The organism is Leclercia tamurae (assembly GCF_025566055.1).
GTDB lineage: Bacteria > Pseudomonadota > Gammaproteobacteria > Enterobacterales > Enterobacteriaceae > Enterobacter > Enterobacter tamurae.
Map to the genome: position 1 here is coordinate 31490 of NZ_JAMHKS010000060.1, position 23964 is coordinate 55453.

Genomic DNA, 23964 nt, shown 5'->3' on the forward strand with positions numbered 1-23964 from the left:
GACTGATAAGTGTAGCGCCATCAGACGTTTACACCCGCACGGACAGCATCTCCTTCAGCTCCGGCACGCAGGAGCCGCAGTTGGTGCCGCAGCGCAGTTTCGCCCCCAGCGCCGCCGCCGAGTCGCACCCTTCCGCAATCGCCGCACGGATCGCGTTTTCGCCGACGCTGAAACAGCTGCAGATAATGCGTCCGGTCTCCACGCGCTCACCAGGACTTTGTCCGTTCAGCAACGCGTGACGTTCGGCCAGCGCCACCGGGGCGGTGCGAAACGCCTCTTCAATAAAGACATGCCCCAGCGTCGGCAACCCGCTGCCCTGCCAGAATCCCAGCATCAGCGCCCCGTCATGCCAGGCCAGGAGGCTGCTACGCTCGCCGGTTTGCGCGATTTGCAGCTGCCAGCCCTGCCCGGTGCAGTCTGCCATCAGCCACTCCAGCAGTGGCTTGTCCCCCGCCAGGGTCAGGCGCGACACCCCGGCGGTCGCCTTGCGCCACCAGTGGACGTGCGTCGGCAGTATCAGTTCCTCGCGGCTGTACAGCTCCCCCTGCCAGGCGGGCTGCCACGGCATCAGCCGCACCGCGGTCTGCTTGCTCTCCGGCTGACCGGAATGGGGATCGCACCGTCCCTCCACCAGGGCATTGACCTTGCCCTGGCGCGAAAAACAGCTGTTCCAGTGCATCGGGACAAACAGCTCCCCGGCGCGCTGCCCGGCAGCGATCCGCGCCCGGGCCACCATCAGCCCGCGCGGGGCGCTGATGCGCGTCAGCTGTCCATCCTGCACTCCCAGCCGGGACGCGTCCTGCGGGGAAATATCCACCGTCGGCTCATCCCGGTGCTGCATCAGACGCGGGACATAGCCGGTGCGGGTCATGGTATGCCACTGATCGCGGAGTCGCCCGCTGTTGAGCATAAAGGGATAGAGCAGAGTTGGCGTGGCGCCGTGCGGCTGCGGAGTGACCGGGATAATACGGGCGTGAGTTAACGCCTCACGATGAATGGGCCACTGCCAGGGAGTCAGATCATCCCACTGCTCGCGGGTCAGGTTTGCCAGTTCAGCGAGGTTAAACGCCCGTTCACCCTGGTTCTCAAACGCCGACAGCCCGGCATGCTCGGTAAATATGGCGTGGGGATGATCCCAGGCAAAGGCCGCGCCGTGGCCCAGTTTTTCAGCAATACGGGCGATGATCCACCAGTCCGGTTTCGCCTCGCCCGGTGCGGGCAGAAAGGCGCGCTGGCGTGAGATGCGTCGTTCAGAGTTGGTGACGGTGCCGTTTTTCTCTCCCCAGCCGAGCGCCGGAAAGCGGATGTGGGCGAAGCGGCTGGTATCGGTGTCGCGCATCACTTCTGAGACCATCACCAGCGGACAGGCGGCCAGGGCCTGGCATACCGCATGGCTGTCCGGGAGCGATACCGCCGGGTTAGTGCCCATGATCCACACCGCTTTCACCTCCCCGCGGGCAATGGCCTCGAACAGCTCCACCGCCATCAGGCCCGGGGTCTGTGCCAGCCGCTCCGTTCCCCAGAAGCGCGCCACCCGGCTGAGATCGTCCGGGGTAAAATTCATGTGCGCCGCCAGCTGATTTGCCAGACCGCCCACCTCGCGGCCGCCCATGGCATTGGGCTGACCGGTCAGCGAAAACGGCCCGCAGCCTTTGCGGCCAATTTTGCCGCTCGCCAGATGGACGTTAATAATCGCATTGCACTTGTCGCTGCCGCTGGTGGACTGGTTGATCCCCATGGTGTAGAGCGTCACCGCCCGCGGAGCGGCGTTAAACCAGGCGTAAAAGGTGGCGACCTCCTCAGGCGGCAGGCCGCAAAATGCCGCCACCCGCTCCAGCGGCCAGTCGCCAGCCTGCGCAGGGTCGATGGCGTTCAGCAGGCCGACAAACAGCCCGGCATCGCTGCCCGGCGCCAGGGCCAGATGCAGGTCGGCAATGTCGCAGGTCGCGGTGCGGCGTGGGTCGATCACCACCACCTTCATCGCCGGATTAGCGGCGCGGGCCTGCGCCAGTCGCTGCCAGAGCACCGGATGGGTCCAGGCAGCGTTGGAGCCCACCAGCACCACCAGGTCGGTATGCTCCACATCGTCGTAGCTGCACGGAACGATGTCCTCCCCGAAGGCGCGCTTGTAGCCCACCACCGCCGAGGACATGCAGAGCCGGGAGTTGGTGTCGATATTGGCGGCCCCGATAAAGCCTTTCATCAGCTTATTGGCGGCGTAGTAGTCCTCGGTCAGCAGCTGGCCGGAGGCATAAAAGGCCACCGCCTGCGGCCCATAATTGTCGATAATTTCCCGCAGACGGGTACCCGCCGTCTCCAGCGCCTGGTCCCAGCTTACCGGCTGGTCGTCCACCTCCGGGTGCAGCAGGCGTCCCGCCAGGCCGGTGGTCTCCCCTAACGCCGAGCCTTTGACGCACAGTCGCCCGAAGTTAGCCGGATGGCTGTCGTCGCCGCGCACGCTGACCGCGCCATCGTCCACGGTTGCGATCACCCCGCAGCCGACGCCGCAGTAAGGACAGGTCGTTTGGGTTTCACTCATGAGGCCTCCGCGCGCATCACCAGCTCTTCGCTGCCCACCAGCACCCGGTCGCCGTCAACCTTCACCGGCCAGGCACGAACCGCTACTTCGCCGGTATCGACCTGACGCCCGTCGCGCAGGCGGATCCGCGTTTTGTACAGCGGGGAGATCACCACCGGCTCACCGCCCGCATCGCCGAGAATGCCGCGGGAGAGCACGCTGGCGCTGCCGCCCGGCTCCCGATCTTCCAGGGCGTAGACCGACTTGCCAAAGCGGAACAGCGCAATCGCCTGCTCACCCAGACGGGCACCAATTCCCGCCTCCTCGGGGATCTCCTCCAGATTACAGACCGCCTGCCAGCGTTTGGTTGCCGCAGGCTGAGCATCAAGGGTACGGAACTGCGCCAGACGGCCCGGGTCCTGCAGGGTGGTCTGCCATTCGCACTGATACGTATCCACCACCCGCTGCATCTCCTGCTCCAGCTCGTCGGCAATGCCGAGGCTGTCGTCGATGATCACCTCCCGCAAATACTCCAGCCCGCCCTCGAGGTTATCCCGCCAGGTGCTGGTGCGCTGCAGGCGATCGGCGGTGCGGATATAGAACATCAGGAAGCGATCGACGTAGCGCAGGAGCGTGGCATCATCGAGATCGCTGGCAAACAGATCCGCGTGGCGCGGCTTCATGCCGCCGTTGCCGCAGAGGTAGAGGTTCCAGCCCTTGTCGGTGGCGATCACCCCCACGTCCTTGCTCTGGGCTTCGGCGCACTCGCGGGTGCAGCCCGATACCGCCATCTTGATCTTGTGCGGGGCGCGCAGCCCCTTGTAGCGGTTCTCAAGCGTTACCGCCAGCCCGGTAGAATCCTGCACGCCGTAGCGGCACCAGGTGGAGCCGACGCAGGATTTCACCGTGCGCAGGGATTTGCCGTAGGCGTGGCCGGTTTCAAACCCGGCATCAATCAGCTGCTGCCAGATCTCCGGGAGCTGCTCCAGCCGGGCACCAAACAGGTCGATACGCTGCCCGCCGGTGATTTTGCTGTACAGCTGATAGCGTTTGGCGATCTGGCCGATGGCGATCAGCCCGTCGGCGGTCACTTCACCCGCTGCCATGCGCGGCACGATAGAATAAGTACCGTCTTTCTGGATGTTGGCAAAGTAGCGGTCGTTGGTGTCCTGCAGCGGCAGATGGGCCGGTTTGAGCAGGTATTCGTTCCAGCAGGAGGCCAGCACCGAGCCCACCAGCGGCTTACAGATCTCGCACCCGTGCCCCTGGCCGTAGCGGCTAATCAGTTGTTCAAAAGTGTGGATACGGTTGACGCGCACCAGGTGGTAGATCTCCTGGCGTGAATAGGCGAAGTGCTCGCAGATATCCTTTTTCACCTCCACGCCCTGGGCTGCCAGCTGGAACTCCATCACCTGTTTCACCAGCGCGCTGCACCCGCCGCAGCCGGTGGCCGCTTTGGTGCACTGTTTGACTGCGCCGATCTCCGTTGCGCCGTTGCTCACCGCCTGGCAGATATCGCCTTTGCTGACGTTGTGACAGGAACAGATCTGCGCGCTCTCCGGCAGGGCTGCCACCCCCAGCGCTTTCGGGGCGCTGCCCGCTACCGCAGGCAGGATCAGGGTCTCGGGATCTTTCGGCAGGCGGATGTCGTTGAGCATCATCTGCACCAGGGTGGCATATTCGCTGGCATCCCCCACCAGCACCCCGCCGAGCAGGGTTTTGTTGTCGGCGCTGACCACGATCTTTTTGTAGATCTGCTGCGGGCCGTGGGTCCACTGGTAGCTCTGTGCCCCCGGCGTGCGGGCGTGAGCATCGCCAAACGAGGCCACATCCACCCCCAGCAGCTTGAGTTTGGTGCTCATGTCCGCCCCGGTGAAGGCATTCGCCTCCCCGGCCAGCGCGGCACTCGCTACCCGCGCCATCTGGTAGCCCGGGGCCACCAGGCCGTAGATTTTTCCTTCCCACAGGGCGCACTCCCCGATGGCGAAAATGTCTTCGTCGGAGGTGCGGCACTGGTTGTCGATGGCGATCCCGCCCCGCTCGCCCAGCCGCAGATCGCAGCCCCGGGCCAGCGCATCCTGCGGGCGGATCCCGGCGGAAAAGACCACCATGTCAGCGGCCAGTTCGCTGCCGTCGGCAAAGCGCAGCACCTTGCCCGCGTCGGTGTCGGCGATCTCGGTGGTGGCTTTGCTGGTGTGCACCCCCACACCGAGGGCTTCGATTTTGCGCCGCAGCATGGCGGCCCCGTCGTTATCGAGCTGCACCGCCATCAGGTTCGGAGCGAACTCCACCACGTGGGTCTCCAGCCCGAGCTGTTTCAGGGCGTTGGCCGCCTCCAGCCCCAGCAGCCCGCCGCCGATCACCACCCCGGTGCGGGAGCCTTTGGCATGGGCAGCAATCTGGTCCAGATCGTCAAGGGTACGGTAGACAAAGCAGCCCGGCAGTTCGCGCCCCGGCACCGGTGGCACGAAGGGGTATGAGCCGGTGGCCAGCACCAGTTTATCCCAGTGGATTTCGTGCCCGCCCGCGGTGCGCACCACCCGGGCGTCGCGATCGATGGCGACAATCTGCTGGGACAGGCGCAGCTCAATGCCGTTATCGGCAAAGAAATCACCGTTTACCATCGACAGCGAGTCGGCGCTGCGGCCGGCAAAGTATTCCGAGAGATGGACGCGGTCGTAGGCGGCATAGCGCTCTTCCCCAAAGACCACAATCTGGTATTGCTGATGCAAACCGCGGTTCACGCAGTCTTCAAGAAAATGGTGGCCGACCATACCGTGCCCAACCACAATCAGAGTAGGTTTTGTCATCGCGTTTTGTCCTGCAACCAGCGGCTGCGTAGTGAATCGATCGAACAGCCAGTCCCCCTGGGCGGGTTCTGGCGTTGCCAGTAAATCGGTAAGGGTGGCCGCGCTGCGACACTCCCCCATCAGCAGCACGCCAGCCAGCGTGCCGTTACGAACCAGTAAGCGGCGGTAGTGGCGGGTCAGCGGATCCCAGCTGGTCCACACCGCGTCATCCTGTTGCGCGATGACTTCCCCGACGCTGAACAGCTCCACGCCGGTCACCTTCAGGCGCATACCGTTTTGCAGCGGGGTAAAGGGGCTGACGTTCTCCCCTGCCAGACGGGCGGCGAGGATCTCCGCCTGGGCCAGGCACGGAGCCACCAGGCCCCAGGTCTGGCCGTCAATTTCGCAGCACTCGCCGATGGCGCTGATGCCCTCTAAGGCAGTGCGCATCTGGTCATCTACCCGAATGCCGCGCCCGCACGGCACGCCGCTTACCTGGGCCAGGGCGATGTTGGGCGTTACGCCAGTGGCCAATACCACCCGCGTGGCGGTTAAAATGCGGCCATTGGTGAGGGTGACGCTGTCTGGAGTAATGGCCGTAAGGCCGCCGTTCAGCTCGCAGCCGATGCCCCGCTCGCTCAGCGCCTGCTCCAGCAGCAGTCCTGCCTGCTGATCCAGCTGTTGCTCCATCAGCCAGGGGCCACGATGGACTAAGGTGACGTTGTCACGGTGACGTTGTAACGCCGCAGCGGCTTCCACCCCGAGCACCCCGCCCCCAAGCACTATCGCCGGGCCGGGGGTCGCCAGAATGGCGTTAACGTCATCCAGGGTGCGGAAGGTAAAGACGTGGGGCAGACCCACGCCAGGGATCGGCGGCACAAAGGGCCGGGAACCGGTGGCAAACACCAGCTCATCCCACCCCATCAGACGTTTATCGGTGCGCAGCATCTGCGCTTCGCACTCTACCGCCAGCACCCGCTCGCCGCTCAGCACCGTGACGCCGCGCTGTTGGTACCAGGCATCATCGTGCAGTAGCGTGGCGTTCGCCTCTTTCTCGCCACCCAGCACCGGGGAGAGCTGAATGCGGTTGTAGGCCGGAGCCCGCTCATCACCAATGACGGTGATGACGAAGTGCCCGGGGGCGCGGTCGGTGAGCGACTCAATCAGCCGCGTTGCCGCCATTCCGTTTCCAATGATGACCAGGCGCATGGTGGTGCTCCTCAGGCCGCTTTCGGCTGTTTTTCGTAGAGGAAATGGAGGATCTGCTGGCGCATATGGTGATAGCGGCTCTCCTCCGCCAGCTGCACCCGGTTACGCGGGCGCGGCAGGTCGACGCGTAGGATCTCGCCGACGGTCGCCGCCGGGCCGTTGGTCATCATCAGGACCCGATCCGAGAGCAACACCGCCTCGTCGACGTCGTGGGTGATCAGCACGATGGTGGTGTTGAGCTCCTGCTGAATTTTCATCACTGAATCCTGCAGGTGTGCACGGGTCAGGGCATCCAGCGCGCCAAACGGCTCATCCATCAGCAGCACTTTCGGCTTCATCGCCAGGGCGCGGGCAATGCCGACCCGCTGCTTCATCCCGCCGGAGATCTCCCCCGGACGCTTGTGGATGGCGTGCCCCATCTGCACCCGATCGAGGTTGTGTTCGATCCACTCCCGGCGCTCGGCCTTGCTCATGCTGCGGCGGAACACCTGATCCACCGCCAGGGCCACGTTGTCGAAGCAGGTGAGCCACGGCAGCAGAGAGTGGTTCTGGAACACCACCGCCCGCTCCGGACCCGGCCCGGCGATCTCGCGGTTATCGCAGATCAGCCCGCCTTCCGTCGGCAAGGTGATCCCGGCGATCAGGTTCAGCAGCGTCGATTTGCCGCAGCCGGAGTGGCCGATCAGGCTGACGGTCTCCCCCTCGTGGATATCAAAAGAGACATTCTGCAGCGCCAGAAACTCGCCGCTGGCGGTGGAAAAACGCTGGCTGACGGCCTGGACCTGAATTAATGGTTTCATGTGCGCTCCTTATTTTTCCTGCCAGCTGAAACGGCGGGCGATCAGCATCAGCCCCTGCTCCAGCAGCAAACCCACCACGCCGATAATGACGATGGCGATGAGAATGTTTTCAACGTTGAGGTTGTTCCACTCGTTCCAGATCCAGAAGCCGATCCCCAGGCCCCCGGTGAGCATCTCGGCGGCAACGATCACCAGCCAGGCGATGCCGATGGAGAGGCGTACCCCGGTCAGCACCGCAGGCAGCACGGCGGGGAACAGAATGCGGCGCATCACCGTCCACTCGGAGAGTTGCAGGACCCGGGCCACGTTGAGGTAGTCCTCGGGAATACGGCGCACCCCTTCGGCGGTGTTGATGACCATCGGCCAGATCGAGCAGATAAAAATGGTCCAGCTGGAAGCGGGCTCCGCTTTCTGAAACAACAGCAGGCCAATCGGCAGCCAGGCCAGCGGGCTGACCGGGCGCAGCAGCGCGATCAGCGGGTTAAACATGCGGGCCAGAAAGGTAAAGCGACCGATCATAAAGCCGAGCGGGATGCCCACCAGCGCCGCCAGGCCAAAGCCAATGGCGACACGCTGCAGCGAGGCCAGCACGTTCCAGCCCACCCCCATATCGTTTGGCCCGTCGCGATAGAACGGGTCGGCAAACAGGGTGATGGCTGAATCCAGAGTGCTGAGCGGGGTCGGGAAGCCTTTGCTGTTGATGGCCGCCAGCTGCCAGGCGATGACCAGCAGCCCCAGACCGAGCAGCGCCGGAATAAGGCGCTGCAGCAGGTCGTTGATCCGGCGGGCAAACGCGGGTGTGCGACGGCGCACCTGCACCGGTGGCAGGGCGATCACTTCCCCGCTGACCGGCGCAGCGGATGCCGCTTTGGTGTTAACTTTTTTCATATCAGGCCCCTGTACGGTGAATGGCAAAACGGTTGGCGTACCCCTTCGGATCGGTGCCGTTCCAGACGGTGCCGTCCATCAGGGTGCTGCTGCGCAGCGGCGAGGATGGCGCGCGAATGCCGCCCACTGCGGTGGCGGCGTCCTGCCAGACGTCGGTGCGGTTGATGCGTTGGGCAACGGCGGCGTAGTCCGGGTCGGTTTTCAGCAGCCCCCAGCGGCGGAACTGGGTTAAGAACCACATTCCGTCAGAGTGCCACGGGTAGCTGACCGCCCCGTCCTCAAAGAAGCGGATTGGGTGGGCATCCTGCCAGCGCTGCCCCACCCCGTTGTCGTACTCGCCGAGCATCCGCCCGGTGAGGTACTGCTCTTTGGTGTTGAGCCAGGCGCGGCGGGACAACAGCTGAGCGGTCTCCTGTTTGTTCTGCGGCGAGGCATCGATCCAGCGCTGGGCCTCCAGCAGGGCACTGACCAGCGCCCGGGCGGTATTGGGGTGGGCGTCAACCCACTCCTGACGGGTGCCGAGGATCTTCTCCGGGTGTTCCGGCCAGATAGACTGGGAGGTGGCGGCGGTAAAGCCGATGCGATCGTTAATGGCCCGGGCGTTCCACGGCTCGCCGACGCAGAAGCCGACCATATTGCCGATACGCATGTTCATCACCATCTGCGGCGGCGGCACCACCACGGTGCGCACGTCGTCAAAGGGGTTAATGCCCGCGCTGGCCAGCCAGTAGTAGAGCCACATGGCGTGGGTGCCGGTGGGAAAGGTATGGGCAAAGGTGTAGGTACCCGGCGCCTGCTGACCGATCAGCTTCTTCAGACCCTCGACGTCGCGCACACCCTGTTGGGCCAGATCGCTCGACAGGGTGATCGCCTGGCCGTTCTGGTTGAGGGTCATCAGGTTGGCCATCGGCTTAGGTTTGCCGGCGATCCCCAGCTCCAGACCGTACAGCAGGCCATAGAGAATATGCGCGGCATCCAGCTCCCCGGCCACCAGCTTGTCGCGCACCGCCGCCCAGCTGGCCTCTTTGGTGGGCACCAGGGTGAAGCCATATTTTTTATCGAACCCTTTATATGCTGCGATCGCCAGCGGCGCGCAGTCGGTGAGCGGGATAAAGCCCACGCGCACCGTCCCGAGTTCCGGTTTATCGGAGCCTGCGGCCCATGCAGCCTGCATGACGCCCGGTAACATCAGCGCCCCGCCTGCCAGCGCGCTGGCCTGTAAAAAACGCCGCCTTGTCCATTCCACCATGCTCACTCCTGAAAAAAAGCCAAAAAAAAGCGCCCGGCAGTGCCGAAGCACTGCAGGACGCCTTTATCCTGAAGATCGTCGCACCGCCGTTGGCGCGTCGTCTCAAATTGTTAATTCAATAATGCAAAGGGGATGCCAGCTTTTAACCTCTTAGAATCCGGGCATTTTATGCCAGCGGACAGCGGGAACGCACCTCAATCATGCAAGCGTTGCCCAGCGGGAGTGCATCTACTGTTGCCAGAGCGCCTTCACCGTCAGCAGCGCCCGGGCGATATCCACCATCCGCTGGTTCTTGTCCATCGCCATCTTGCGCAGCTGACACCAGGCCTGCTCCTCGCTCATCTGCTGATGGGTCATCAGCACGCTTTTGGCCTTATCGATCACCTTGCGCTCCTCAAGGGTGTCGCGCATTGAGGCCAGCTGGCGGGAGAGCTGTTCGATCTCCCGCGCCTGCTGACGCACCAGCGGCAGAAGCGGTTTTTGCGGATAGAGGGCCAGCGGCTCTTCCGGTGAAGGCTCTTCCGGCAGGTCGTCGTCGGCGCGGTTAATCAGGGTCTCCACGGCCAGCATCAGGTCGGCAATCTGCATCTCTTCAAGACCGCGCAGATGTTCCAGCCGTTCGGTCTGCAATGAGAACCAGTGCAGCGCCAGCACGCCTTTATCCGCTGCGGGCTGCCGGGTGCAGGCCAGGCGGCGCAGCTGTTCGGTTTCGGCCCCCGGCACGCTGAGGCTGAAGTGGTCATGCAAGCTGGCAGGCGTCAGGGAGAGAAAGATCTCGAAACAGGCCTGTTGCCCGTCGATACGGTCCACCAGGGTCTGGCGCATCTCCTCGCTGAAAAAGCCCTGGGTAAAGCCTATCGCCCCCAGCGCCCGCTCCTGTCCCACCAGCTCTTTGCCCTGCATCAGGCTATAAAGCGCGACAAACCGCCCCGCGAGTTGCGGATCGTCAATGCTGTCATTGAGCTGGGGTACGATACTGAGCAGGTTGCGCAGCGTGCGGCTGTAGCGCTCCATCGCCACATCGGCGGGCAGCGCGCAGGCGGTAATCGTCTCGCGCAGGGCGGGAAGTTGCTCCAGGCTCTGCAGGGCATTCCCTACCCGCTCACTGAGGGCACCGCTGGCCATCAGCGGCGTACCCAGAGCCTGGTGCAGCGCCCGGAGATGCTCGTCCACCAGCGCGCGGCTGGCTTTACACTCCAGGGCATAGAGCGTGCCCTGAGAACAGAGCCAGATGTTGGAAGCCCCGCGCTCGCACTGTAGCATGTGCGCAAGATGGCCGATCCGGCTGACAAGCTGGCCCAACTGCGCCAGTTTGCACAGCTGCTGTTTACGCATTAGTCGGGCGTGCTGAAACCATTCGGTGGCACCGGTGATGTTAGTCATGCTTCCTCTCCCGGGTCAGTGTTTGACTGAGAGAAGCAATTTTCATGCCTTTTTACCTTTCAGGAGTCAAGATGCAGAAGATCGTGATAGTCGCCAACGGTGCGGCCTATGGCAGTGAATCCCTGTTTAACAGCCTGCGGCTGGCGATTGCCTTACGCGAGCAGGAGAGCGACCTGGATCTGCGCCTGTTTTTAATGTCCGACGCGGTGACCGCCGGGCTCCGTGGTCAGAAGCCAGCCGAAGGGTATAACATTCAGCAGATGCTGGAGATCCTGACCGCGCAAAACGTGCCGGTGAAACTGTGCAAGACCTGCACCGACGGCCGCGGCATCAGTGCCCTGCCGCTGATTGACGGGGTGGAAATTGGCACTCTGGTGGAGCTGGCGCAGTGGACGTTATCCGCGGATAAACTATTAACTTTCTAATAATGCTTTAACTGAAATATTTTTTTCTTATGAGCGCGGTTCCAGCATCAAGTTTGCCTGCCCGATGCCGATAGGCTTCTTACAACAACACAGCAGGTATTACATTATGTTCAGGTCAATTCGCGCTCGTATTATTGCGGCGACGGTCGGATGTCTGATCGCCGCGCTCCTTCTGAATACCGTGATTAATTTCCAGGTCACGCGCCAGGACAATCAACAATCGCAACGCGATATGCTGGCCAGCACCAGCGCCAGCCATAGCCTGGCCATCGCCGACTGGGTTAACAGCAAAACCACCATTATTAACTCCCTGCAGAGTGTCGCCCTGAGCGACGATCCGGTGCCCATGTTCAAACAGCTGGCGCAGGCGGGCGGGTTCATTAACGTCTATGTCGGCTATGCCAGCAAAACCGCGAAGTTCTCCAATCCGGACGGCGTGCCTGCCGACTACGATCCGACTATCCGTCCGTGGTATCAGCAGGCGGTGAAAGAAGATCGGGCTATCGTCACTGCCCCTTATGTCGATACCGGCACTAAGAAGCTGGTGGTCACTTTTGCGGTGCCGGTGAAAGAGAACGGCGAGCTGAAAGGCGTACTGGCGGGTGACGTGGCGATGGACAGCGTGATCGCCAACGTGCGCGGTATTCGTCCGACCCCGGCCAGCAGCGGCCTGTTGATTGACAGCGACGGGACGGTGATAGCCGCTAACGATCCTGCCCTGACCCTGAAAGCCTTTACCGATGTCATTACCGGCGTCGATCTGAATGCACTCAAAAGCGGCAAGAACGCCGAAGGTCAGTTTAACGACGCAAGCAAAACCTTTGCTGCCACCCCGATTGCCGGAACCCAGTGGCAGCTGGTGGTTGCTCTCGACAGCGATGATGCCACCTCCGGGATGCGCACCCTGCTGAAAGCTTCTTCCCTGTCGCTGGTGATCCTGGTCCTGCTCAGCGCCGGGGTGGTGCATTTCGTGATTGCCCGTCTGCTGAAGCGCCTGTCGGATATTCGCGATGCGATGCATGCCATTGCCAACGGCACCAACGATCTCTCCCAGCGTCTGCCGGAGAAAGGCGAGGATGAGGTGGCGCAGATCGCCCATGCCTTTAACGCCTTCAGCGACAAACTTTCGGTAGTGATGGTGCAGCTGCGTGACGCCAGCGCCTCGGTGAAAAACGCCGCTCAGGAGATCGCCGCCGGGAACCAGGATCTCTCTGGCCGTACCGAGCGGGCCGCCTCCAGCCTGCGTGAAACCGCCAGCGCCGTGGAGCAAATCACCGCCTCCGTCGCCCAGTCGACCGAATCGGCCGCCATCGCCAACGAGCAGGCGAGCAAAGCCTCCGAGGCTGCCACCCGCGGCGGGAGCGTGGTCTCCCGGGCGATCACTACCATGCAGTCCATCGAAGCCGCCTCGACCAAAATTGGCGATATCACCAGCGTGATCGACGGCATCGCCTTCCAGACCAATATTCTGGCCCTCAACGCGGCGGTTGAGGCGGCGCGGGCGGGTGAACAGGGTCGTGGCTTTGCGGTTGTCGCAGGTGAAGTGCGCAGCCTCGCCAGCCGCAGCGCCCAGGCGGCAAAAGAGATCAAAAGCCTGATCGACTCCACCACCGACAGCGTGGCGACCGGTTCACGCTATGTGCACCTGGCCGGCCAGAGTATGGATGAGATTGTCACCAGCATCGGCAGCATGTCGGGGATCATGCGGGAGATCACCGTCGCCACCAGCGAGCAGATGAAAGGTATTCAGGAGATCAACCGGGCGGTGACCCACCTCGACAGCATGGTGCAGCAGAACGCCGAACTGGTGGTGGAGTCGGCCGCCGCAGCCAGCGCCCTGCAGGGCCAGGCAGGCGAGCTGGCTGAAACCGCCGGACATTTCCGCATTTAATGTTAACCCGGTGTCCACAAGGCCACCGGGCGTTTTTTCAGGCGAAGCTTGCGTTCAGCGGACTGTCGGGCTGGCTGCCGTCGAGCAAGGCCCGCACGCGCGACACCAGCTCATTCAGACAATCATCCCGCATACCCAGTCGCGTCAGCTCCTGATCGAGGGAGAAGAGATACTGTGCATTGGTGCCGAGCGGACCGCTGGCCGCGGCAATCAGCGGGGCAATAACCTGTGCCCGGGTGTCGGCTTCAAACAGCGGATGGCGCGGGTCCATAATAAACACCAGCGCATTAACGGTGCGTCCGTCATCAAGTTCCAGCTTGCACCAGCTCGGCATATAGCAGCCGGTGATCATCTCACGCTTCCACAGCAGAGCCAGCTCCTCTTCCAGCGTCGCATCCGGCAGGCGATAGGCTACGCCCGTGGTGCGTCCGCCCTCTTTTAGTGCAAGCATACGACCTGGCTGGCAGGCGCTGCCACGACCGGCGGTGAGGCGCAGACAGAATGCGCGGTGCCAGCCCGGCAGGGTGCCGGTGGCCGATTCGACAAACTCCAGCGCCGGGTTCCACATCAGGGAACCGTAGCCGAAGAGCCACACCGGACCGGTGTCCGGGCGACAGGCCAGCGTTGCCGCCAGCGATGCCGCACGCTGTTCGGCTGACCACAGCAGCGATTCTTCAATCGCACCAAAGGCCGTTTTACAGTCAGCCTTCATAAGAAAATCACGCGTTAACATATTGCACCTCCGCCACTGCCTGCTTCCCTGCGCACACTTTTATGAACCTTCCGGGTCTTTTTACTGCTCAATTAGAAAGCAGTACCGTGACGATATGCAATAAACTCGCCGGGTGCAATACAGCGATAGTGCAACCGCCACAAAAGTCAAAGCGCAGGGTGCAAACTAATAAACACAGGCAATCAGGCTGGCGCTATTTCTTCTTGTGCCACTTATCATCATCACCTTTCTCGTAGTCATTCTTCACGGCCGCCCAGGCCACGCGATGCGCGGTCTCCTCCCGACTGGCGTCCCCCCGGCGGTCCTCTTCATCCTTATACTGATCCCAGGCGCTGTTGAAGGCTTCTTTATAAATATCCTGGGCATGGGCCGGCAGTACGTGCTTAACGTTGTCCGGTAAATCGCTTTTCGATTTGTATGGCATGTCAAACCCCTCTTTTTAATCAATTAATAAGTGTGGTCGACAATGGCTGAGGCTTCCAGTCAAATCGATAATCAGATAATTCTTTTTCTTAATTAGCTGTTATTAAGACTATATTTAACAAAAATGGTCTATTATGTCGATCTCAGACAATAATCACTTCATACCGTAAAATTAAGTAAAAGATAATCAGAATTTAACGGTAATCTGTTAATTTAACGTCCTCTTTTTCTGTCTACAATAATAAGCACCTGCAACTCTGGAGATATACATGACAACCGCACATGAGACGGTGAAAACCCGTCATAAGGAGACGTCTCTCATTTTCCCGGTGCTGGCCCTGGCCGTGCTGCTCTTCTGGGGAAGTAGTCAGTCACTGCCAGTGGTCATCGGCATCAATATGTTGGCACTTGTTGGTATTCTCAGCAGCGCCTTCAGCGTTGTCCGTCACGCCGACGTGCTGGCCCACCGGCTGGGAGAGCCCTACGGCTCGCTGATTTTAAGTCTTTCCGTCGTTATTCTCGAAGTAAGCCTCATTTCCGCCCTGATGGCGACCGGTGACGCAGCGCCTACCCTGATGCGCGATACGCTCTACTCCATCATTATGATTGTTACCGGGGGGCTGGTTGGCTTCTCACTGCTGCTGGGCGGGCGCAAATTCGCAACCCAGTACCTGAACCTGTTTGGTATTAAGCAGTATCTGATCGCCCTCTTCCCGCTGGCGATTATCGTGCTGGTGTTCCCGATGGCGCTGCCGGGGGGCAACTTTACGACCGGGCAGGCCCTGCTGGTGGCGCTGATCTCAGCGGCAATGTACGGCGTGTTCCTGCTGATCCAGACTAAAACGCACCAGAGCCTGTTCGTGTATGAGCATGAAGATGAGGGCGACGACGATGACCCGCACCACGGCAAGCCGTCTGCCCACAGCAGCCTGTGGCACACTATCTGGCTGGTCGTGCATCTGATTGCGGTTATCGCCGTCACCAAGATGAATGCGAACCCGCTGGAAACGCTGCTGACCGAGCTGAACGCGCCGGTGGCCTTTACTGGCTTCCTGGTGGCGCTGTTAATCCTCTCCCCGGAAGGGCTGGGGGCGCTGCGTGCGGTGCTGAACAATCAGGTACAGCGCGCAATGAACCTGTTCTTTGGTTCGGTGCTGGCGACCATCTCCCTGACCGTTCCGGTGGTGACGCTGATTGCCTTCCTGACCGGGAACGATCTGCATTTCAGCCTGGGCGCGCCGGAGATGATCGTGATGCTGGCGTCGCTGCTGCTGTGCCAGATTTCGTTCTCCACCGGGCGCACCAATGTGCTTAACGGCGCAGCGCATATGGCGTTGTTTGCAGCCTATCTGATGACGATATTTGCGTGACCGTCGTTTTGCCGGGTGGCGGCTACGCCTTACCCGGCCTACAACTGAACCCGTAGGCCCGTGCAAGCGCAGCGCAGCCGGGCATAAAAAAACCCGCCGAGGCGGGTTTTTTCATTGTCTGGATTAGTTGGACGTATCCAGCTCTTCGAAGTTCTTAACCAGATCGTCAATCGCTTTGATCTGTTTCAGGAACGGCTCCAGCTTGTCCAGCGGCAGCGCGGATGGGCCGTCGCATTTCGCGTTGGCTGGATCCGGGTGCGCTTCGATAAACAGGCCTGCCAGACCGGTTGCCATACCGGCGCGCGCCAGTTCGGTAACCTGACCACGACGGCCGCTGGAGGCTGCGCCAAACGGGTCGCGGCACTGCAGGGCGTGGGTCACGTCGAAGATCACCGGCGACTGGTTAGAGACGTTCTTCATCACGCTGAAGCCCAGCATGTCCACAACCAGGTTGTCGTAACCGAAGTTAGCGCCACGGTCGCACAGGATCACCTGGTCGTTACCGCCTTCGATAAACTTATCAACGATGTTCCCCATCTGGCCAGGGCTCACGAACTGCGGTTTTTTCACGTTGATAACGGCACCGGTTTTCGCCATCGCTTCGACCAGGTCGGTCTGACGGGCAAGGAACGCGGGCAGCTGGATCACGTCAACCACGTCGGCCACAGGCTGCGCCTGGCTGGCTTCATGGACGTCGGTGATCACTTTCACGCCAAAGGTCTGCTTCAGCTCCTGGAAGATCTTCATCCCCTCTTCCAGGCCCGGGCCACGGTAAGAGTGAATAGAGGAGCGGTTGGCTTTGTCAAAAGAGGCTTTAAACACGTACGGGATGCCCAGCTTCTGGGTCACGGTCACGTAGTGTTCGCAGATACGCATCGCGAGATCGCGGGATTCCAGAACGTTCATGCCGCCGAACAGCACGAACGGCAGGTCGTTCGCCACGTTGATATCGCCAATGCTAACCACTTTTTGTTTCATAGAATCGCCTTATTCAGGGTGAATCGGAGTTAAGATTAATGCAGTGTAATCTGTTTATGCGCGATGGAATTAATCTGCGCGCGAATCATCTCGCTGATCGGATCTTCCGGGCACTGCTCAACGAAATAACTTAAATCAGTCAGCGCGACGTGGTCGCACTCGAGCTGGACGTAGATCAGACCACGGTCGCGGATCTCATACGGATCTTCCGGGTTAAACTGCAGCAGCACCTCGCTGGCACGCAGCGCCAGCTCCATCTGCCGCTCTTCCATCAGCGCCGATTTTAAGGTGTCCAGCAGCTTGCGCACCACTTCAGCGTTATCCGCTTCGTCCAGATCTTCGTTGTAGAGCTCTGCCATCGGGCTGATGTTGCCCTTCAGCCAGACATCCAGCGTATGATCGTCGAGGGTTTCGCCATTGAACGGGTTGATTAACCACATTTCGCCGTCAAGCCACTCGGCACGCAGCAGCATCTGCGTCGGGAAGATGACCGGCACAAGCGGGATATCCAGGCGGTGCGCCACCCATAATAAAATGGCCCCCAGGGAGACAGCGCTACCCTGACGGTTTTTCAGTACCTGATCGAGCCACAGGGCATCGGAGAGTCGATACACGCCACGCGTATCGCAAAAGCCCCATTCGCCGTAGAACAGCTCAATCAGTTTCTCCAGTTGCCAGTCCTGCGGGCGCGCCTGACTTATCTCTTCACGCGCCAGACTCACCAGGTTCTCCAGCTCGTCGTAGACATATTGTGAAATGAAATCATCGCGGATCATCTCTGATACTTTGATCATTCCATCGCACAACGGCACTTTGTTAAATTCGAAATCGGCCAAGGACTCCATGACTTACCCCAGTAACGGTATTCTTGTGGTGGCGAGTTTAATGATGATGTACAGCACCACCAGCCCCAGCAGAAAGGCGATAAACCCTACCTGCTGGCTGCGCGGACGATGTCGCCCCAGCGCAATAAAACCCAAAACGATGTAGATGATAACGCCAAACAGCTTCTCAGTCAGCCATGCACCGTCATCGGTGAACGGCAGATACCTCGTGACCCACATTAACCCTGCCCCCGACACAAAGAGTACGGTGTCGATGCAGTGCGGCAGAACGCGGACCCAGCGGGCGTTGATCAGCTGATTATTGCTGTAACGCCACCAGTAACGCAGCGCGAAAAAGCTGATGGTGAGGGTGACGGCGGCCAGATGCAAGGTAATCAACACAGAGAAGCTGTTCATGGCCGTTTGCCCAGGGTCAGACGCTCATTGCCGCCATAGTCGCGACAGGTTTCAACCTGGTCAAAACCGGCCTGCAGGAAGAGCGCGCGTACCGCTTCACCCTGGGTCCAGCCGTGCTCCAGCAACAGCCAGCCGCCGCTCACCAGGTGCAGGCGAGACTGAGTAATGATATGGCTGAGATCGGCCAGGCCCTGATCGCCAGCAACCAGGGCGCTGCGCGGTTCGAAGCGCACATCGCCTTCGGCAAGATGCGGATCGGCTTCATCAATGTAGGGCGGGTTGCTGACGATCATTTCAAACTGCCGATCGCCGAGGGCGGTGAACCAGCTGCTGTGCAGCACCGTGACGTTAGGCAGCGCCAGACGCGCAAGATTGCGCTGTGCCAGCGCCACCGCATCGGGCATGACATCCACGGCGGTGACCTGACAATCCGGGCGCTCACTGGCCAGCGCCAGGGCGATGGCCCCGGTGCCGGTGCCTAAATCGAGAATACGTGCGGGCGTGGTGGGCAATCTGGCCAGCGCCTGCTCCACCAGACACTCGGTGTCGGGACGGGGGATCAGGGTCGCCGCCGAGACATACAGCGGCAGCGACCAGAACTCACGCTCCCCCACCAGGTGTGCCACCGGCTCGCCGGTTTTGCGGCGGGCCAGGAGTTCGTCAAGCCGAGCCTGCTGGTCGGCAGTAAGCTCGGTTTCACCAAAGGCGAGGATCCAGGTGCGTGCTTTGCCCGTCACATGCTCCAGCAGGATCTCCGCATCGCGACGGGGACTTTCGCCTCCCGCCAGCGTGTTAATCGCCTGCTGTAGCCAGTGCTGAAAATCCATTAATCCTGCTCTGCCAGCGCCGCCAGCTGATCGGCCTGGTACTCCTGCACGATAGGTTCGATCAGCGAATCCAGCTTGCCTTCCATGGTCTCATCCAGACGATAGAGGGTCAGGTTGATGCGGTGATCGGTGACGCGGCCCTGCGGGAAGTTATAGGTGCGGTTGCGATCGCTGCGATCGCCGCTGCCCAGCAGGTTGCGACGGGTTGAGGCTTCGGCCTGCTGGCGTTTGGCTATTTCTGCGGCGCGAATACGCGCCCCCAGCACCGACAGCGCTTTGGCTTTGTTTTTGTGCTGGGAACGTTCGTCCTGGCACTCAACCACGATGCCGGTTGGCAGGTGGGTAATACGGATCGCGGAATCGGTGGTGTTAACGTGCTGACCACCCGCGCCGGAAGAGCGGAAAGTATCAATACGCAGATCCGCCGGGTTGATGTCCGGCAGTTCGGCTTCCGGCAGTTCGGGCATCACCGCCACGGTGCAGGCGGAGGTGTGAATACGCCCCTGGGATTCGGTGGCCGGGACGCGCTGGACGCGATGGCCGCCGGATTCAAACTTCAGGCGACCGTATACCCCGTCGCCGCTGATTTTGGCGATTACCTCTTTATAACCGCCATGTTCGCCTTCGTTGGCGCTGATGATCTCCACGCGCCAGCGGCGGGATTCAGCATAGCGGCTGTACATGCGGAAAAGATCCCCGGCAAACAGGGCCGCTTCATCCCCGCCGGTTCCGGCGCGGATTTCAACAAAGGCGTTGCGTTCATCGTCCGGATCTTTTGGCAGCAGCAGCACCTGCAGCTGCTGCTCCATCTCTTCCGCGCGCACTTTTGCGTCCTGCAACTCTTCCTGCGCCATCTCGCGCATTTCCGGGTCGTCGAGCATCATCTGCGCGGTTTCGATATCTTCCTGAACCTGTTGCCATTCGGTAAAGCAGCGTGAAACATCGCTTAATTGTGCATACTCGCGCGACAGGGCGCGAAAACGATCCTGGTCGGCAATGGTTGCGGCATCGCCGAGCAGGGCCTGAACTTCTTCATGGCGCTCATGCAATGCTTCCAGTTTGGCGACGATAGAGGGCTTCATAGGCGTAAGTGCACCTTATAATAATAAAATGGGTATGGCGCGCTATTCCAGCCCGAGGCTGTCGCGCAGAATGTTCAGGCGTTCGTCGTCCCCGTCACGGGCGGCCTGTTGAAGTGATTTGGTTGGGGCATGGATCAGGCGATTGGTCAGTTTCCATGCCAGTTCCTGCATGATGACCTGCGGATCGCCGCCCTGCTCGAGGGCCGCCATCGCTTTGGTAGTCAGTTCATTTCGGACCTGTTCCGCCTGACCGCGATACTCGCGAATGGTCTCGCTGACGCTTTGCGCGCGTAGCCAGGCCATAAATTCGCTGGTTTCCTGCTCGACGATCGTTTCCGCCTGCACCGCTGCCGCTTTACGCTGGGCAAGGTTGTGCGAAATGATGCTTTGCAGGTCATCCACGCTGTACAGATAGGCGTTCGCCAGTTTGCCGACGTCAGGCTCGACATCACGCGGAACGGCGATGTCCACCAGCAGCATTGGCTGATTACGGCGGGATTTGAGGGCGCGCTCCACCATGCCTTTGCCGATGATTGGCAGCGGGCTGGCGGTGGAGCTGATGATGATATCCGCTTCGCTCAGACGGGCGTCGATGTCGCTGAGGGCAATCACTTCCGCCCCCACTTCATCCGCCAGCACCTGGGCGCGCTCGCGGGTGCGGTTGGCGATCATCATCTTTTTGACTTTGTGTTCGCGCAGATGGCGCGCCACCAGCTCGATGGTTTCGCCCGCGCCCACCAGCAGTACCGAGACCGTAGAGAGCGATTCAAAAATTTGTCGCGCCAGGGTACAGGCAGCGAAAGCAACTGAAACGGCACTGGCGCCAATGTCGGTTTCGGTTCGCACTCGCTTGGCGACGGAGAAGGATTTCTGGAACATGCGTTCCAGCTCGCTGGCCTTGAGGTGGCCTTTTTGCGAATCGGCAAAGGCTTTTTTGACCTGGCCGAGGATCTGCGGCTCGCCCAGCACCAGCGAATCGAGACCGCTGGCCACACGCATCAGATGACTGACCGCATCGTTATCCTGATGCCAGTACAGGCTGTTGCGCAGCTCGTCTTCGTTCAGATTGTGGTATTCGCAAAACCAGCGGACCAGCGCTTCGTGCAGGTTATCCTGCTCTTCAACGCTGAGATAGAGCTCAGTACGGTTGCACGTTGACAACACCACGCCCCCCTGCACCATCGGCTGGGCAAGCAGACTTTCCAGCGCCTGGTCGAGCGTGTCCGGCGAAAACGTCACACGTTCTCGCAGTGATACCGGGGCTGTTTTGTGGTTAATACCGAGTGCTAAAAGGGTCATATGAGCGGGAGTAGTACCAGCGTTAATAAGGTTAGCAGGCCGCATCATACAGGATGCGCGAGATCAATAAAAGAGACCGCCCCCTTTCGGAGTAATAGGTGCCCCACGCTAATTTCATGATTTAAGACAATATGAGCGTAGACGCTGCCGCATACGGGCGCTAGCATTAAGCGATATAACTGCCACGTATCTCAAGGATTTGCCATCATTATGACCAGACTGATTCGCCTGCTGCCCCTGGCCGCGCTGGTGCTGACCGCATGTTCCATTACGCCGCCGAAAGGGCCGGGCAAAAGCCCCGATTCACCACAGTGGCGCCAGCATCAGCAAGAGGTGCGTGCGTTAAACCAGTATCAGACCCGCGGCGCCTTTGCTTATCTGTCGGATCAGCAGAAGGTGTACGCCCGCTTCTTCTGGCAGCAGACCGGCCAGGATCGCTTTCGCCTGCTGCTGCTGAACCCGCTTGGCAGCACGGAAATGGAGCTGATTGCCCAGCCTGGCAGCGCACAAGTCACCGACAATAAAGGCAAGAAATATACCGGCACCGATGCGGAAGAGATGATCGGCAAGCTGACCGGGATGCCTATTCCAATAACCAGCCTGCGCCAGTGGATCCTCGGCCTGCCGGGTGACGCCACCGACTATAAACTCGACGACCAGTATCGCCTGAGCGAAGTGAACTACAGCCAGAACGGTAAAAGCTGGAAAGTGGTCTACGGCGGCTACGATAGCAACAGCAAACCGGCCCTGCCCTCAAGCCTGGAGCTGACCGAAGGCAGCCAGCGCATCAAGCTGAAGATGGATAACTGGATCGTCAAATGATGACCCACTGGCCTTCGCCCGCGAAACTGAATCTGTTTTTATATATCACCGGACAGCGTGCTGACGGGTATCATACCCTGCAGACGCTGTTTCAGTTTGTTGACTACGGCGACACGATCTCCATTGAACTGCGCGATGACGGGCAGATCCGTCTGCTGACGCCGGTCGAAGGCGTGGCCGATGAGGATAACCTGATCGTGCGCGCCGCCCGTCTGCTGATGCGCACCGCGCAAGAGTCAGGGCGTCTGCCTGCGGGCAGCGGCGCGGATATCAGCGTGGAGAAACGCTTGCCGATGGGCGGTGGGCTCGGCGGCGGGTCGTCTAACGCCGCTACCGTGCTGGTTGTATTGAACCATCTATGGGGCTGCGATCTCACGGTGGATGAGCTTGCCGCCCTCGGGCTGACGCTGGGGGCGGACGTGCCAGTGTTTGTCCGCGGACATGCGGCCTTTGCTGAAGGGGTGGGCGAGATCCTCTCTCCGGCCGAACCCGCAGAAAAATGGTATCTGGTAGCCCACCCGGGCGTCAGTATTCCAACCCCGGTTATCTTTAAAGATCCGGACCTTCCGCGCGATACCCCAATAAGGTCAATAGAAACGTTATTAAACTGTGAATTCAGCAACGATTGCGAGGTTATCGCAAGAAAACGTTTTCGCGAGGTTGATGAAGCGCTTTCCTGGCTGTTAGAATACGCGCCGTCGCGCCTGACTGGCACAGGGGCCTGTGTCTTTGCTGAATTTGATACGGAATCCGCTGCACGTCAGGTGCTCGAGCTGGCTCCAGAGTGGCTGCATGGTTTCGTAGCGCGTGGTATGAACGTCTCCCCGCTGCAGCAGGCCATTCTGGCGCAACCTGAGTTTCGGTGACAACGTCACCCTGTTCCAGACGTTGCATCGCGCTCTTTAATACACCGCCTGGATAGCATTCGCCTGGCCCGCACAGTTTACGGCGAACTATCCACCACTGGACGCATGCCTGAGGTTCTTCTCGTGCCTGATATGAAGCTTTTTGCTGGTAACGCCACCCCGGAACTAGCACAACGTATTGCCAACCGCCTGTACACTTCTCTTGGCGACGCCGCCGTAGGTCGCTTTAGCGATGGCGAAGTCAGCGTACAAATTAACGAAAATGTACGCGGTGGTGATATTTTCATCATCCAGTCCACCTGTGCTCCAACTAACGACAACCTGATGGAACTGGTTGTCATGGTCGATGCCCTGCGCCGTGCTTCCGCTGGCCGTATCACTGCTGTTATTCCTTACTTTGGTTATGCCCGTCAGGACCGTCGCGTCCGTTCCGCACGTGTGCCAATTACCGCTAAAGTTGTCGCTGATTTCCTCTCCAGTGTTGGCGTTGACCGCGTTCTGACGGTTGACCTGCATGCCGAGCAGATCCAGGGCTTCTTCGACGTTCCGGTTGATAACGTATTCGGCAGCCCAATCCTGCTGGAAGACATGCTGCAGCTGAACCTGGATAACCCGATTGTGGTTTCTCCGGACATCGGCGGCGTGGTTCGCGCACGCGCTATCGCCAAACTGCTTAACGATACCGACATGGCGATCATCGACAAACGTCGTCCACGCGCTAACGTTTCTCAGGTGATGCATATCATCGGTGACGTTGCTGGCCGTGACTGCGTGCTGGTTGACGACATGATCGACACCGGCGGCACTCTGTGCAAAGCCGCCGAAGCGCTGAAAGAGCGTGGTGCTAAACGCGTATTCGCTTACGCGACTCACCCGATCTTCTCCGGCAATGCAGTGAACAACCTGCGCAACTCCGTCATTGATGAAGTTGTGGTGTGTGACACCATCCCACTGAGCGACGAAATCAAAGCGCTGCCAAACGTGCGTACTTTGACCCTGTCCGGGATGCTGGCCGAAGCGATTCGTCGTATCAGCAACGAAGAATCTATCTCTGCAATGTTCGAACACTAATCGGACGCAGTCTGAAAACCCGCTACGGCGGGTTTTTTTGTCTGTGGTATTTATTTGTATGATTAATGCCTCCTTCACCTGCCATTGATATGACAGATGA

20 protein-coding genes are annotated in these 23964 nt (G+C 60.4%); 6 read left to right on the top strand and 14 right to left on the bottom strand.

All coding sequences use genetic code 11. The features are described from left to right. Window positions 1-28: 28 nt before the first annotated feature. The 6 genes from M8318_RS01695 to nasR form a co-directional block, all read right to left on the bottom strand. Window positions 29-2539, bottom strand: a complete 2511-nt coding sequence (locus tag M8318_RS01695) for a nitrate reductase (RefSeq protein WP_262660770.1) — start codon at window positions 2537-2539, stop codon at window positions 29-31. Beyond that, a complete protein-coding gene (nirB, locus tag M8318_RS01700) occupies window positions 2536-6516 on the bottom strand; it encodes a nitrite reductase large subunit NirB (protein ID WP_262660771.1) in 3981 nt (1326 codons plus the stop codon). Before nirB ends, M8318_RS01695 begins: the two co-directional genes overlap by 4 nt. Before the next feature lie 11 nt (window positions 6517-6527). Beyond that, window positions 6528-7316 (bottom strand): ABC transporter ATP-binding protein, encoded by a 789-nt coding sequence (locus M8318_RS01705; protein WP_225758598.1) that lies wholly within the window; start codon window positions 7314-7316, stop codon window positions 6528-6530. 9 nt (window positions 7317-7325) lie between these two features. Beyond that, window positions 7326-8204, bottom strand: a complete 879-nt coding sequence (ntrB, locus tag M8318_RS01710) for a nitrate ABC transporter permease (protein ID WP_262660772.1) — start codon at window positions 8202-8204, stop codon at window positions 7326-7328. A gap of 1 nt (window position 8205) precedes the next feature. Continuing rightward, window positions 8206-9453 carry a CmpA/NrtA family ABC transporter substrate-binding protein gene (locus M8318_RS01715; RefSeq protein ID WP_262660773.1) on the bottom strand — a complete coding sequence of 416 codons (1248 nt, stop codon included), beginning with the start codon at window positions 9451-9453 and terminating at the stop codon, window positions 8206-8208. Between the two features lie 228 nt (window positions 9454-9681). Beyond that, window positions 9682-10836 carry a nitrate regulatory protein NasR gene (gene nasR, locus M8318_RS01720; protein ID WP_262660774.1) on the bottom strand — a complete coding sequence of 385 codons (1155 nt, stop codon included), beginning with the start codon at window positions 10834-10836 and terminating at the stop codon, window positions 9682-9684. A gap of 71 nt (window positions 10837-10907) precedes the next feature. On the opposite strand from nasR, the gene ychN reads away from it, so the two are divergent. Beyond that, window positions 10908-11261, top strand: a complete 354-nt coding sequence (gene ychN, locus M8318_RS01725; RefSeq protein WP_166182721.1) for a DsrE/F sulfur relay family protein YchN — start codon at window positions 10908-10910, stop codon at window positions 11259-11261. Between the two features lie 106 nt (window positions 11262-11367). Continuing rightward, on the top strand, window positions 11368-13152 hold the full coding sequence (locus tag M8318_RS01730; RefSeq protein ID WP_262660775.1) for a methyl-accepting chemotaxis protein: 1785 nt from the start codon (window positions 11368-11370) through the stop codon (window positions 13150-13152). 37 nt (window positions 13153-13189) lie between these two features. Here M8318_RS01730 and M8318_RS01735 read toward each other — a convergent pair whose 3' ends face one another. Together M8318_RS01735 and chaB are read right to left on the bottom strand one after the other, a co-directional pair. After that, window positions 13190-13885, bottom strand: coding sequence for a gamma-glutamylcyclotransferase (locus tag M8318_RS01735; RefSeq protein WP_262660776.1), 696 nt, complete (start codon window positions 13883-13885; stop codon window positions 13190-13192). A 193-nt stretch (window positions 13886-14078) separates the two neighbouring features. Then, window positions 14079-14309, bottom strand: coding sequence for a putative cation transport regulator ChaB (gene chaB / locus M8318_RS01740; protein WP_166182724.1), 231 nt, complete (start codon window positions 14307-14309; stop codon window positions 14079-14081). A gap of 268 nt (window positions 14310-14577) precedes the next feature. On the opposite strand from chaB, the gene chaA reads away from it, so the two are divergent. Continuing rightward, window positions 14578-15678 (top strand): sodium-potassium/proton antiporter ChaA, encoded by a 1101-nt coding sequence (gene chaA / locus M8318_RS01745; RefSeq protein ID WP_262660777.1) that lies wholly within the window; start codon window positions 14578-14580, stop codon window positions 15676-15678. A 123-nt stretch (window positions 15679-15801) separates the two neighbouring features. Here chaA and kdsA read toward each other — a convergent pair whose 3' ends face one another. The 6 genes from kdsA to hemA are packed head-to-tail and all read right to left on the bottom strand — an operon-like array spanning window position 15802 to window position 21105. Then, window positions 15802-16656: a 3-deoxy-8-phosphooctulonate synthase gene (gene kdsA, locus M8318_RS01750; RefSeq protein WP_106993213.1), complete on the bottom strand. Its 855-nt coding sequence runs from the start codon at window positions 16654-16656 to the stop codon at window positions 15802-15804. 35 nt (window positions 16657-16691) lie between these two features. Further along, window positions 16692-17501 carry an invasion regulator SirB1 gene (gene sirB1 / locus M8318_RS01755; RefSeq protein WP_166182726.1) on the bottom strand — a complete coding sequence of 270 codons (810 nt, stop codon included), beginning with the start codon at window positions 17499-17501 and terminating at the stop codon, window positions 16692-16694. A 3-nt stretch (window positions 17502-17504) separates the two neighbouring features. Beyond that, window positions 17505-17897, bottom strand: coding sequence for an invasion regulator SirB2 (gene sirB2 / locus M8318_RS01760; RefSeq protein ID WP_262660778.1), 393 nt, complete (start codon window positions 17895-17897; stop codon window positions 17505-17507). Further along, complete coding sequence (gene prmC / locus M8318_RS01765; protein WP_262660779.1) at window positions 17894-18724, bottom strand: peptide chain release factor N(5)-glutamine methyltransferase; 831 nt, start codon at window positions 18722-18724, stop codon at window positions 17894-17896. Before prmC ends, sirB2 begins: the two co-directional genes overlap by 4 nt. Continuing rightward, window positions 18724-19806 carry a peptide chain release factor 1 gene (gene prfA, locus M8318_RS01770; RefSeq protein ID WP_262660780.1) on the bottom strand — a complete coding sequence of 361 codons (1083 nt, stop codon included), beginning with the start codon at window positions 19804-19806 and terminating at the stop codon, window positions 18724-18726. The genes prmC and prfA overlap by 1 nt, the downstream gene beginning before the upstream one ends. 42 nt (window positions 19807-19848) lie before the next feature. Further along, window positions 19849-21105, bottom strand: coding sequence for a glutamyl-tRNA reductase (gene hemA, locus M8318_RS01775; protein ID WP_262660781.1), 1257 nt, complete (start codon window positions 21103-21105; stop codon window positions 19849-19851). 210 nt (window positions 21106-21315) lie between these two features. Between hemA and lolB the strand changes: the two genes are divergently transcribed. The 3 genes from lolB to prs all read left to right on the top strand — a co-directional run bounded on the left by lolB (window position 21316) and on the right by prs (window position 23864). Further along, window positions 21316-21927 carry a lipoprotein insertase outer membrane protein LolB gene (gene lolB, locus M8318_RS01780; protein ID WP_262660782.1) on the top strand — a complete coding sequence of 204 codons (612 nt, stop codon included), beginning with the start codon at window positions 21316-21318 and terminating at the stop codon, window positions 21925-21927. Beyond that, the gene (ispE, locus tag M8318_RS01785; protein ID WP_262660783.1) at window positions 21924-22793 is read left to right on the top strand and encodes a 4-(cytidine 5'-diphospho)-2-C-methyl-D-erythritol kinase; all 870 of its coding nucleotides are present in this window, start codon (window positions 21924-21926) and stop codon (window positions 22791-22793) included. Before lolB ends, ispE begins: the two co-directional genes overlap by 4 nt. A gap of 123 nt (window positions 22794-22916) precedes the next feature. Next, window positions 22917-23864: a ribose-phosphate diphosphokinase gene (gene prs / locus M8318_RS01790; protein WP_003856663.1), complete on the top strand. Its 948-nt coding sequence runs from the start codon at window positions 22917-22919 to the stop codon at window positions 23862-23864. Window positions 23865-23964: the final 100 nt, after the last annotated feature.